3 protein-coding genes are annotated in these 13694 nt (G+C 65.5%); all 3 read right to left on the bottom strand.

Annotated features, from left to right (window positions below; all coding sequences use genetic code 11):
- Nucleotides 1–6: 6 nt before the first annotated feature.
- Nucleotides 7–7641, bottom strand: coding sequence for an ESPR-type extended signal peptide-containing protein (locus ABB26_RS01215; protein WP_057631748.1), 7635 nt, complete (start codon nucleotides 7639–7641; stop codon nucleotides 7–9).
- 768 nt (nucleotides 7642–8409) lie between these two features.
- Nucleotides 8410–12291, bottom strand: coding sequence for a phosphoribosylformylglycinamidine synthase (gene purL, locus ABB26_RS01210; RefSeq protein ID WP_057631747.1), 3882 nt, complete (start codon nucleotides 12289–12291; stop codon nucleotides 8410–8412).
- Nucleotides 12292–12870: 579 nt separating this feature from the next.
- Nucleotides 12871–13659, bottom strand: coding sequence for a DsbC family protein (locus tag ABB26_RS01205; protein WP_057631746.1), 789 nt, complete (start codon nucleotides 13657–13659; stop codon nucleotides 12871–12873).
- Nucleotides 13660–13694 lie beyond the last annotated feature (35 nt).

The following is a 13694-nucleotide window of genomic DNA, read 5'->3' as shown; positions in this document are numbered from 1 at the left end:
CCGTGGTTACCAGCCGAAGCCGGCGCCAACGCCTACCGAACTGTCATCGCTGCTGAACGCGCCACCGAAGGTGACCGTTGCACGGTCACTGATCGCACGCTGGTAACCCAACGACAGCGCCGACTCGCCACTCTGGAAGCCCACGCCCACGCCCACCCGGTTCTGGGTGCGCACGCCGGCGGCACTGGTGGCCATGTTCAACATCGCCGCATTCATCGCGCCTTGCCGGTCGATACGACGGTCGACATTGCGCAGGCGGTTGTCCATGTCATTGCGCAGACCGCTGAAGCTGTCCGTCAGGCTGCTCATCTTGCTGTCGGTGTAGCTGTTGGCCGAGGCAACGCCCTGGTCCAACTGGCCCTTGTTGACCGCGTCGGTTGCCTGGGTACCAGCGGCGACGTTGGTGACCTGGCGTTCACTGCCACTGCTGCCCACAGACACCGTATTGGCACGATCCGCCACCGAGCCCTGGCCCAATGCCACCGCACCCTGTGCGGTCACGCTGGCTCCCTGGCCCAACGCTGTACCCGATGCGGCACTGACCGATGCACCCTCGCCCGCTGCCAGCGCATTGGTTGCCGCTGCGCTGATATGGGTGTTGGCCCCTACCGCCGTACTGCCGTCGGCATCGACGCGTGCGTTGCTGCCCAGTGCGGTGTCGTTGGGGCCATGTGCGTAGCTGTTGTTGCCAACCGCAGTACCGGTGACGTCGTTGGCCGTGGCCTGATCGCCTACGACCGCACCACCGGTCGCCGCCACGGTGGTCGTGATATCGACGTCGGCCACGACAGCGGCAGTCGCCACGCCCGGCTTTTTGCCGTTGCCGTTGCCGTTGCCGTTGCCATTGCCATTTCCATTTCCGTTGCCGTTGCCGTTGCCGTTTCCGTTTCCGTTTCCGTTTCCGTTTCCGGCAATGCGGGTATTGATCGAGCTGACCTGTTGGTCAAGTGCGTTCAGTGCGGCGCCGACATTGTTGTAACTGCTGCCTTGAATCACATAGGTCGGGGCCACGAACACACCCTGCATGCCGATGCCTGCACCGCCGCCCAGGAAGCTGGCCATGTTGCCCAGCGACTGGAACAGCTGCCCACCGTTGATGGCCTGCATGCTGCCCGCGGCGATGCTGCCGCCAGCAACGTTGTCCAGCGTGGTGCCCTGCAACCCGGACAACGTCAACTTGCTGCGATTGGCATCGTCGTAGGTCACCGCGTTGGCGGCCACACCTTCCACATCACCGATGCGGCCGTCGATATCGTTGACCCGCGTTTCCACCGCACCCACCCGCTGGTTGGTGACATGCAGCTGCCCGCCGGTGACCGCATCGCTGCTGCCTTCCGCCACGCGGCCGTTGGCGACGTTGATGATGCGACGACTTGCCGGGCCGGTACCGCCCGGGCCTGCGCCCACCGACACCACATTGGCTTCGGTCGCACGCGAACCGGCACCCAGTGCCACCGAGTTGGCGCCGGACACACCCGCGCCGGAACCAATGGCCACGCTGTTGACGCCATTGCTGGCAAAGGCGCCATACCCAATCGCCACGCCGTTGACAGCGGTGATCGAGGTCTGCCGTCCCAGCGCGGTGCTGTTGGCCGCACGTGCCGAGGCATCGGCACCCACCGCCGTCGCACCGTTCGCATTGGCCAGACTTGCGGTACCCAACGCTGTGCTGCGTTCGGCGCTGGCCGTCGCACCGGAGCCCGCTGCGACGCTGTTGCCACCGCTGGCAGTGGCCACGCCCTCACCGCTGGCCTGGAAGTACTTGTTGGTTTCGCCGGCCAGGTCCGCAACGGCATCCAGCTGGTTCTTGTTCACTGCATCAGTGCCTTCGGTGCCGGCTGCGACGTTGGTGATCTGACGGTCGATGGCCGCATGGGTGACACCTGCCGCATCGGTCCACGCCTGCGCCGCACCCACCGACACCGCGTTGGCACGGTCCGCCAGCGAGCCCGCACCCAGGGCCACGCTGTTGCGCGCGTCCTTGGTGGTCCAGGTGTTGGAACCCAGCACCACCGAGTCCTGCGCCTGCGCATAACTGTTGTAACCCACCACCGTCGCACCATCCTCGGTGGCCCAGGCCTCGGCGCCGACCGCCGTGGTGTGCTTGCCGAGGGTTTCGCTGGCCGCGTCCTGCCCTGCCAATGAGTTGGTGCCGACGGCCACGCCCATCTCGCCGGTGGTCGCGTTGTTGCCGACCGACACACCGCCCTCACCGGCACGGCTCTGCACGCCGAATGCCGCACCGGCAATGCCCGCGATGGCGTTCTGACCAACGGCTGTTGCCACCTCGGCAGCTTGCGCTGACGTACCCACGGCAGTGCCGAAGAACGTGGCGTAAGCACCACTGCCTACCGCTACGGCCTGCCAGGCATCCGCAGTGGAACCCATACCGATTGCGGTGGATTCACGCCCCGTCGCCCATGCCGAAGTACCCACGGCCGTGGCAGCCAGTCCCGCCGCCTGTGCGTCGGTACCGACAGCCGAGGCGAACAGACCCTTCGCACTGCTGCCTGCACCGATGGCCATGAAGCCACCACTGTCTGTCGCTGCGTCGGTACCAATGGCGATGCCGTTCTGAGTGGCAGCGTTGGCATTCACACCCAATGCAATCGCCCCGGCACCGGTGGCCAGCGCATTGGTACCCAGCGCGGTGGCATTGTCTGCCAACGCATTGGCACCACTGCCGTATGCAGACGCACCGTTGCCGATGGCATTGGTCGCTTCACCGGCAGCGGTAGCGTTGTCGCCTTCCACATACGCACCGGCATCACTGTCGGCACTGCCGCTGGCCTGGAAGTACTTGGCCACCTTCTGGCCTTCCTCCGCCACCGCAGCCACGTCATCGAGCTGACCCTTGTTCACCGCATCGGTGGCTTCGGTGCCGGCCGCGACATTGGTGATCTGACGCTCGGCACCTTCACTGCCCACCGAGACGCTGTCGTCGCGATCTGCCACTGACCCTGCACCGAGCGCTACCGAGTTGGTGCCACTGGCCTCCGAGCCCATGCCGATAGCGGTGGTCTGCTGACCCACTGCCCAGGCATTGGCTCCCACGGCCGTTGCATCGTCACCGAACGCCCAACTGCCGCTGCCAATCGCTACGGCATTGGTTGCGCCGATACCGAAGAAGCCGAAACCGGTTTCAGCGCCGTCACCAATCGCCAAGCTACCCGCACCGAGCGCCGACGCATTGCGGCCGACCGCGACGTTGCCGTCTTCGTACGCGGCAGCGTTGTAACCCACGGCCGTGGTACCTGCACCTTCGGCCAGACTCTGTGAACCGGTCGCCGTACTGAAGTTGCCCAGTGCATTGGCGACCGCACCGTTGGCGGTGGATTGATCGCCGCTGGCCTGCGCACCTACGCCCGTTGCCGTTGCAGCGAAGCCATCCGCGTTTGCACTGGCACCCAGTGCGGTACCACCGACCCCCGCGCTGGTTGCCCCGGTCTGCACCGGCACGCCGCCCACGTTGATCAGCGGATCACCATCTTCATCCACCGCATTGCCGCCGACCGCCACCGCGCCCGGGCCGATGGCCTGTGCGTTCTGGCCGAACGCTGCGCTGTTCTGACCGGCCGCCAGAGCATTCATGCCGACCGCAGTTGCGCCGTTGGCCACTGCATTGGCACCACTGCCGAAGGCCGATGCACCGTTACCGATGGCATTGGTCGCTTCACCGGAAGCGGTGGCGTTGTCGCCTTCGACATAAGCACCGGCATCACTGTCGGCGCTGCCGCTGGCCTGGAAGTACTTGGCCACTTTCTGGCCTTCCTCCGCAACCGCAGCTACGTCATCGAGCTGGCCCTTGTTCACCGCATCGGTGGCTTCGGTGCCGTCGGCGACGTTGGTGATCTGACGCTCGGCACCTTCACTGCCGACCGAGACACTGTTGTCGCGATCCGCAATGGAACCCGCACCCAGTGCCACCGAATTGGTGTTGCCCGCTTCAGCACCGGTGCCGATGGCCGTCGATTGCTGACCAAACGCCCAGGCATTCGCACCTACGGCCGTCGCATCGTCACCAAACGCCCAGCTGCCGCTGCCAATCGCCACGGCATTGGTTGCGCCGATACCGAAGAAACCGAAGCCGGTTTCAGCGCCGTCGCCAATCGCCAGACTGCCTGCGCCCAATGCCGAAGCATTGCGACCGACCGCGACGTTGCCGTCTTCATACGCAGCAGCGTTGAAGCCGACCGCGGTGGTGCCGACACCTTCGGCCAGACTCTGCGAGCCGGTCGCGGTGCTGAAGTTGCCCAATGCATTGGCAACCGCACCGTTGGCGGTGGATTGATCGCCGCTGGCCTGCGCGCCCACGCCCGTTGCCGTGGCAGCAAAGCCATCCGCATTCGCGCTGGCGCCCAGCGCCGTGCCACCAACGCCGGCGGAGGTCGCACCGGTCTGCACCGGGACGCCGCCCACGTTGATCAGCGGATCGCCGTCCTCATCCACCGCGTTACCACCGACGGCGACTGCACCAGGGCCGATGGCCTGTGCGTTCTGGCCGAAGGCCGCTGCGTTCTGACCGGCGGCAAGAGCGTTCATGCCAACTGCGGTTGCACCGTCAGCCACTGCATTGGCACCACTGCCGAAAGCCGATGCACCGTTGCCAATCGCGTTTGTGGCTTCGCCAGCAGCTGTCGCGTTGTCGCCTTCGACATAGGCGCCGGCATCGCTGTCGGCGCTGCCGCTGGCCTGGAAATACTTGTTGGTGGTCGCCGCCACCGTCGCTACTTCGTCCAACTGCGATTTGTTCACCGCATCGGTGCCTTCGGTACCGGCCGCGACGTTGGTGATCTGGCGTTCGGCACCTTCGCTGCCAACCGACACGCTGTCGGCACGATCGGCGACCGAACCCGCACCAAGCGCCACGCTGTTGGCAGCAACGGCCTCGGCGTTGGAACCCAGCGCGGTGCTATCGGCACCACGGCTGGTGCTGTAGAAGCCGACCGCCGTGCTGTTGGCACCGCTGGCCCAGCTCTCCGCGCCCAATGCGCTGGCGTTGTCGCCCGGCGCGTAGGCGAAGAAGCCAATGGCAGTCGCCTCTGTTCCCGACGCTTCACTCAACGCGCCGGAAGCCAACGCGTAATCACCCGATGCGATGGCACCAGCGCCTACCGCCGTGGATGTTTCACCGCTTGCCTGGGTATCGACGAAGAAACCAAAGCCTGGAATCAGATCCGCCGGGCCGCCGATAGCCACGCTGCTGGTGCCGGTCGCTGCACTCTGCGTACCGATTGAGGTGCTGTAATCGCCGACAGCACTGGCAACCGCGCCAAATGCCGCTGATTGCGCACCACCGGCAAAGGCCCCTACACCGGTTGCGGTTGCGGCAAAACCATCCGCGCTGGCACTGGCACCCAGTGCGGTACCGCCGACACCGGCGCTGGTTGCTCCAGTCTGCACCGGCACACCACCGGAGGTGATCAGCGGATTGCCGTCGGCATCCACTGCATTGCCGCCGACGGCGACTGCTGCCGGGCCGGTAGCTTGTGCGTTCTGCCCGAACGCTGCGCTGTTCTGACCGGCCGCCAGAGCATTCATGCCGACCGCAGTTGCGCCGTTGGCCACTGCATTGGCACCACTGCCGAAGGCCGATGCACCATTGCCGATGGCATTGGTCGCTTCACCGGAAGCGGTGGCGTTGTCGCCTTCGACATAGGCACCAGCATCACTGTCGGCGCTGCCGCTGGCCTGGAAGTACTTGGCCACTTTCTGGCCTTCCCCCGCCACCGCAGCTACGTCATCGAGCTGGCCCTTGTTCACCGCATCGGTGGCTTCGGTGCCGTCGGCGACATTGGTGATCTGACGCTCGGCACCTTCACTGCCGACCGAGACACTGTTGTCGCGATCCGCAATGGAACCCGCACCCAGTGCCACCGAGTTGGTGTTGCCCGCTTCAGCACCGGTGCCGATGGCCGTCGATTGCTGACCAAACGCCCAGGCATTCGCACCTACGGCCGTCGCATCGTCACCAAACGCCCAGCTGCCGCTGCCAATCGCCACGGCATTGGTTGCGCCGATACCGAAGAAACCGAAGCCGGTTTCGGCGCCGTCGCCAATCGCCAGACTGCCTGCGCCCAATGCCGAAGCATTGCGACCGACCGCGACGTTGCCGTCTTCATACGCGGCAGCGTTGAAGCCGACCGCGGTGGTGCCAACACCTTCGGCCAGACTCTGCGAGCCGGTCGCGGTGCTGAAGTTGCCCAATGCATTGGCAACCGCACCGTTGGCGGTGGATTGATCGCCGCTGGCCTGCGCGCCTACGCCCGTTGCGGTGGCGGCAAAACCGTCTGCATTCGCGCTGGCACCCAGCGCCGTACCACCAACGCCGGCGGAAGTCGCACCGGTCTGCACTGGCACACCGCCCACGTTGATCAGGGCATCACCGTTCTCGTCGACCGCATTGCCGCCGACCGCCACCGCGCCCGGACCGATGGCCTGTGCGTTCTGGCCGAAGGCTGCTGCGTTCTGACCGGCGGCAAGAGCGTTCATGCCAACTGCGGTTGCACCGTCAGCCACTGCATTGGCACCACTGCCGAAAGCCGATGCACCGTTGCCGATGGCATTGGTCGCTTCGCCTGAAGCCGTTGCGTTGTCGCCTTCGACATAGGCGCCGGCATCGCTGTCGGCGCTGCCGCTGGCCTGGAAATACTTGTTGGTGGTCGCCGCCACCGTCGCTACTTCATCCAACTGCGATTTGTTCACCGCATCAGTGCCCTCGGTGCCGGCCGCGACGTTGGTGATCTGACGTTCGGCACCCACGTCGCCGACGGATACCGTGTTCTCACGGTCTGCCCACGAATTTGCGCCGATGGCCACGCTGTTGGCCGCTTCGGCAACCGCGTTGGCACCCAGCGCGACGCTGTTCTCCGCATCTGCCCAGCTGTTGAAGCCGATGGCGGTGGTCTGGTCTGCCACCGCCCACGCACCGTTGCCGAATGCAGATGCACCGGTGCCCGATGCCTTGGTGCTGATCAAACCGCCAAACGTGGTGCCGCCCACGGCGGTGGATTCCTCGCCCGAGGCCATCGCCGACTCGCCGATGGCCGTGGTGCTGACACCCGATGCCGATGCGGCCAAGCCCATTGCCACACCGTAGTCTCCACTCGCCTCGGCGCCGTAGCCCACGGCCGAAGCCAGATCTCCCGATGCGATGCTGTAGCTGCCAACCGCAGTGGTACCGCGACCGGAGGCTTCCGCGCGGAAGCCATTGGCCAGCGCCTGCTGCCCGGCGGCATACGCTTGCGCGCCCTGCGCGGTAGCGAACGCACCAGAGGCTTCAGCATCGGCACCCAGCGCCACGCTGCCCTCGCCCGACGCAACCGTTGAAGCACCGATGGCCACGGCATTGGCGCCATTGGCCTGCGCACTCCCGGCGGTGGCGCACTCGGTCAGCCACGGACTGGCAAACACCAGGCATGGCGCGGAGCCACCCACTTCCACCGATTGGGCCTGGGCGAGCGGCGCCATCGCTCCCGCTCCTAGTCCCAAAGCAACCGCCAGCGACAAGGCCTGCAGTCGATGCGAGTGCGCATGGCGCTCGTCAACGACCCTCCCTGGCGAACTGGAAGTGGCCAATTCCGATGCCACCACCAACTGCCCCAATGCCTTGTTCCACACCTTGCGATAAATCCGATTCATCGTCACTGCTCCTCAAGTGGGCTGGTTTTTTTCCGCTCGCAGAAAGCGCCATCGCTGAGCTGAACAGCCCAACGATCCCCCTGAGGTGTTGTAGATCCCGCTACCCGGCCAAGCCGGGCACGTAAGGCTCACGTCTGTCGTGGCATCCCCTTGCGTTCCATACGCATGGGTTTGCTACAGGATGGTTTGAGTGTTGAACGAGCATTCATCAAACGTCAAGCATTTGACGTACGGAGGGCGATTTGTGAAGCAGCCCACAAAATGGCCCGATTTTTCCGGCGGCCGGTAAGAAAGTGCTTAGGAAACAATCCGATGTGCCCCGCCAGTGCCAGGACGATCACCCGTTCCCACCCGCACAGACCGCAAGTGGGATCTGCCCCCTGAGCCTTGGCCTGCGGGCATGTCGATGGGATTTTTGGTTTCAGTCGAAATTTTTCCCAAGCCACCTATTCAGCAATGCCATTCTTTTGCGTTGCGGAACATTTGCCGCCATGGCAAGGGACTCCACTCCCGGCAGGAATCCGTTGCTTCGACCGGCGGCCCGGTGCGCGGCAATCCGCGTTGGGCTTTGCGTCCGACGCGCGTCGTACCAGTCATTTGGCATACCCAAAGCCACGCATCGCCGACAGCAAGGCGCATGGTTTGCGGATACACCGTACCGACGCCGTATCGGTAGCGGAGAAGCATAAAAAAACCCGCAGGCGTTGGCGGCCTGCGGGCGTTTTCAAGCTTTGAACGTCAAATGAAACGTTACTGCTGGGTACCGCTTCAACCGCACCAGACGCGCGCGTTGCGGAACATCCGCAGCCACGGCGAATCCTCGCCCCAGCTCTTCGGCGCCCAGCTCAGGTTGGCCGTGCGTGGCGTGCGTTCCGGATGCGGCATCAGGATGGTGACGCGGCCATCGGTGGTGGTCAGCCCGGTGATGCCATCCGGCGAACCGTTCGGATTCAGCGGGTACTGTTCGGCCACGCGGCCATCACCATCGATGTAGCGCAGTGCGATGCTGGCTGCCGCCTGGTCCACGGCACCATCGAACTCGGCACGGCCTTCGCCATGTGCCACCGCCACAGGCAGGCGCGAGCCGGCCATGCCACGCAGCAGGATCGACGGCGACTCCATCACTTCCAGCAATGCCGTGCGGGCCTCGAACTGTTCGCTGCGATTGCGCAGGAATTTCGGCCAGTGCCCGGCACCGGGGATGATGTCCTTGAGCTGGCTCATCATCTGGCAGCCGTTGCACACGCCCAGTGCGAAGGTGTCAGGCCGCGCGAAGAACGCAGCAAATGCTTCACGCAGCGCCGGGCGTTCCAGGATCGAAGTCGCCCAGCCACGACCAGCACCGAGCACGTCGCCGTAGCTGAAACCGCCACAGGCAGCGATGCCGCGGAAGTCCGACAGCTGCACGCGGCCCTCGATGAGGTCGCTCATGTGCACGTCGTATGCATCGAAGCCGACGCGTTCGAAGATGTTGGCCATCTCGATCTGACCATTGACGCCCTGCTCGCGCAGGATCGCCACCTTCGGACGCGCGCCGGTGGCGATGAACGGTGCGGCAACATCCTCAGCAGGATCAAACGTCAGCTTCGGCTTCAGGCCCGGGGCGTTGAAGCTACGTGCGATGGCGCGCTCCTGGTCAGCCGCTTCCGGGTTGTCACGCAGCTTCTGCATGGCATGCGTCACCGACCACCAGGCGTCGAACAGCTCTTCCCACCGCCACTCGGCCAGGCTCTCGCCACCCAGCTGCACGCGCACCATCGGTGCGGTGGTCGGGCGAGCGATGCGCTGTGCACATTCGGTCAGTGCATGACGCTCGACCAGGTCGGCGAACGCAGCACGATCTTCCTTGGCGATCTGCACCACGGCGCCGAGTTCTTCGTTGAACAGGCTGCGGAACGGATCATCGCCCCAGGCATCGAGCACGATATCCAGGCCCTGGCGCGAGGCGAATGACATTTCGCACAACGCGGCAAATGCGCCGCCATCGCTGCGATCGTGGTAAGCCAGCAACAGGCCGGCTTCACGCGCATCGCGGATCAGCTCGAAGAAGCCACGCAGCAGCTGTGGGTCATCCAGGTCCGGCACTTCACCGGCAAAGGCTGGCAACGCGCTGTGATCGGCTTGGGTCTGCGCCAGGATCGAACCACCCAGACGCTGTTTGCCCGCGCCCAGGCCAATCAACCACAACTCGCTCTCGGTATCACGGTCGAGCAATGGCGTGAGCTGCTGGCGTGCATCGGCAACCGGCGCGAACGCGGTGATCACCAGCGACACCGGCGACACCGACTTCTCGGCCTTGCCATCAGCGTGCCATTGCGCCTGCATCGACAGCGAGTCCTTGCCCACCGGAATGCTGATATCCAGCTGCGGACACAATTCCATGCCCACCGCCTTGACCGCGTCATACAGCAGCGCGTCTTCACCGTTGTGGCCGCAGGCGGCCATCCAGTTGGCCGACAGCTTCACCGTGTCCAGCGACAGCACCGGCGCGGCGCACAGGTTGGTGATGGCTTCGCCCACCGCCATGCGTGCCGAAGCCGCAGCGTCCAGCAGCGCCAGCGGCGTGCGTTCGCCCAGCGACATCGCCTCACCGGCGTAGGTATCGAACCCGGCAAGGGTGATGGCCACGTCGGACATCGGCAGCTGCCACGGACCGATCATCTGCTCGCGTGCAGTCAAACCACCCACACTGCGGTCACCGATGGTGACCAGGAAACTCTTCGACGCGACAGTCGGATGCGCCAGCACGCGCAGGCCCGCTGCGTGCAGGTCGATGGCGTCCGTCTTCAGCTGCGGCCAACGCGGTGCAGCAGGATGCACGGTGTCGCGATGCATCTTCGGCGCCTTGCCGAACAGCACGTCCATCGGCAGGTCGATCGGTGCATCGGCCGGAATGTTGCCCGGTGTGGCGCCATAGGCAACCACCAGACGCTCCTCGGCGGTGGCGATACCGACAGCGGCAAACGGGCAACGCTCGCGGGCGCAGATTTCAGTGAACTCGGCCAGGCGCTCGGCCGGGATGCCCAGCACGTAGCGTTCCTGCGACTCGTTGCACCACAGTTCCAGCGGCGACAGCGACGGATCGTCGGTGGGCACCTTGCCCATATCGATCACGCCACCCACGCCGGAGTCGTGCAGCAGTTCCGGGATGGCATTGGACAGGCCACCGGCGCCAACGTCATGGAAGAACTTGATCGGGTTGTCGGTACCCATGGCCACGCAACGGTCGATCACTTCCTGGCAGCGGCGTTCCATTTCCGGGTTGTCGCGCTGCACGCTGGCAAAATCGAGGTCTTCTGCGCTTTCGCCCGAAGCCACCGACGAAGCGGCACCACCGCCCAGGCCGATCAGCATCGCCGGGCCGCCCAGCACGATGACCACGTCACCTTCCTGCAGCAGCAGCTTGTCCACCTGCACGCGGTCGATCGCGCCCAGGCCACCTGCCAGCATGATCGGCTTGTCGTAGGCGCGGGTAATGCCGTCTTCGGGCAGCTCGAAGCTGCGGAAATAGCCCAGCAGGTTCGGACGGCCGAATTCGTTGTTGAACGCGGCGCCGCCGAGCGGGCCGTCGAGCATGATGTCCAGCGCCGGTGCCATGCGCGGGTTCAGCGCGCGCGGCGCTTCCCACGGCTGCGGCAGGGTCGGGATGCGCAGGTGCGAGACCGAGAAACCGGTCAGGCCGGCCTTGGGCTTGCCACCACGGCCAGTCGCGCCTTCGTCACGGATTTCGCCACCGGCGCCGGTCGATGCACCCGGGAACGGGGCGATCGCGGTCGGATGGTTGTGGGTTTCCACCTTGATCTGGAAGGCGCTGGGCACCACCGCTTCGCTGCGGTACTTGCCGGTGGCCGGATCAGGGCGGTAACGCGCAGCCGGTTCACCTTCGATCACCGCAGCGTTGTCGCTGTACGCGCTGAGCGTGTGCTGCGGTGTCTGCTGGTGGGTGTTCTTGATCATCTTGAACAGCGAGCGGTCCTGCTCGCGTCCATCAATCGTCCAGCTGGCGTTGAAGATCTTGTGCCGGCAGTGCTCGGAATTGGCCTGCGCGAACATCATCAGCTCAACGTCGGACGGATCGCGCCCCAGCTCGCTGTAACGCTGGCGCAGGTAGTCGATTTCGTCATCGGCCAGGGCCAGGCCCAGGCGCTTGTCGGCGCTTTCCAGATCAGCCAGCGCAATGCGCTCCAGCTGGCCACGCGCCAGGCTGCTGAACAACGCCTGCGCCTGGTCGATATCGCCAAGCAGCGACTGGGTCATCGGATCGTGCAGCAGCTTGGCCACCGCGGCCTGCTGCGCCGGATCGGACGGCCAGCCGCTCAGATCGATGCGGGTACCGCGCTCGACGCGTTGGATCGGCAGGCCGGCACCGCGCATCAGCTCCGTGGCCTTGCTCGACCAGGGCGACAGCGTGCCCAGGCGTGGCACCACGTAGCGTGACACCGCGCCATCAGCGCGTTCGGCGGCCTGTGGCTGGCCCTGCACGATGCGGCCCAGCGTGGTCAGGTCGACCGCGCGGGCATCGGCAGCTTGGGTGAAATAGACGTGCCAGGCACCGGTGATACGCAGATCGGCGGCGATGGACTGCAGGCGGGATTCAAGACGTTCGCGACGGAACGGCGAAAGGGCAGCTGCGCCCTCGAGGACGATCATGTCCGGGAGACCATGGTGGGAATCGGGCCCCGAATTGTACCGGAGTCCGTCGCCCGGGCCCCGTTTCCTGCCAACACCGGTTTGGCCCGCGCAAGCCAGCCACGGCAGGCTTCGCCCGCAGACCACATGAAATACGGCATTACATTCTGCCGTGGCTATCTTCAGCGCCGCCGATGGCGCTGTCCTGGCGTGCGCACCTGCCTGCGACCTGCCACCTGCCCAGGAGGCCCTGCCTGCCGGGACCGCGCATGTCACCGGCCAGCCGAAGGCAGGCGCTTCGCACGCCAAACAGGTAGAAGCTCGGCCATGACCGGCCATTTCGCAAACCCCGTATCGCCCACGCATCTCCGCCTGCCACGCCGGGCGCGCTGGGCAGAAGGCAGGGCGTGATTGGTGTCCCGCCGAACGCCGGCCCATGTGCAACGCCGGGCCATGCCAGGCGGCAGTCTGCGCGGGCAACGCCCCAGCCATGCATGGCCACGGCGCCACGGAGCGCACACCCTGCCCCCTTCACAGCAACGCGCCCCGCCTGTTGCCAGGAAGGGCGCGTCGTGTTTCAACCACGTTGTAGAGGCCTGCTCAGCGGCTGCCGGCCGCGCCCTCAATGCGCTCCAGCGCGGCCTTGAGCTGTGCCGGGGGCAGATAACCGCCGAGCTGGCTGCCATCTGCAGCGAAGATCGCTGGCGTCCCGTTGATGCCCAGCTGCTGGCCGAGGTTGTATTGCATCGCGACCGGGTTGGTGCAGGTCCTGGACGGCACTGCGGCGCCGCCCTTGGCAGCGGTCAACGCGGCCTTGCGGTCGTCCGCACACCAGACCGAGATCATGTCGGTGTAATCCTTGCTGCCCAGGCCCATGCGCGGGAACGCCAGATACTCGACCGCAATGCCGTTGCGGTTCAACTCAGCGATGTCCTGATGCAGCTTGCGGCAGTAGCCGCATTCGATGTCGGTGAACACACTGATGGTGTACTTGGCATTCGGCGGCGCAAACACGATGCGGTCAGCGTGCGGCAGGGTGGCCAGCAGTCCACGACGGTACTGCAGCAGGCCGGTGCTGGTGGCCATCGCACGCTTCTCGATGTCATACGGCTGCGACTGCATCAGGAACCGGCCGTCGTCGGTGACGTACAGCACCTGCCCGGACACGATCACTTCACGGAAGCCTGCAAACGGCGCCGCACCGATGTACTCGGGCTTGAAATTGGGGTCCAACTCCTTGAGCGCGTCGCGTACGCGCTTTTCGACTGCAGCGTCGGCAGGCGAGGCGGCGGCGGCAGTGGCGGTGGCGGCCGCAACGGGCGCGCTCTGTTGTGCACAGGCGGTAAGGCTGACCGCACCCAACAGCGCGGCAATGGCAATTCGGAACATCGGCAACCCAGGAAAGGAGGAACCGGCGGATTCTC

This window comes from Stenotrophomonas humi, assembly GCF_001431415.1.
GTDB classification, from domain to species: Bacteria; Pseudomonadota; Gammaproteobacteria; order Xanthomonadales; family Xanthomonadaceae; genus Stenotrophomonas; species Stenotrophomonas humi.
The sequence above is the reverse complement of the archived record's forward strand: the minus strand, read 5'-3'. Positions and strand labels throughout refer to the sequence as shown.

Bases quoted from the DNA above. Each gene is read 5' to 3' on its own strand.
- purL (WP_057631747.1), bottom strand. From the start codon at position 12,291: ATGATCGTCCTCGAGGGCGCAGCTGCCCTTTCGCCGTTCCGTCGCGAA.
- ABB26_RS01205 (WP_057631746.1), bottom strand. From the start codon at position 13,659: ATGTTCCGAATTGCCATTGCCGCGCTGTTGGGTGCGGTCAGCCTTACC.
- ABB26_RS01215 (WP_057631748.1), bottom strand. From the start codon at position 7,641: ATGAATCGGATTTATCGCAAGGTGTGGAACAAGGCATTGGGGCAGTTG.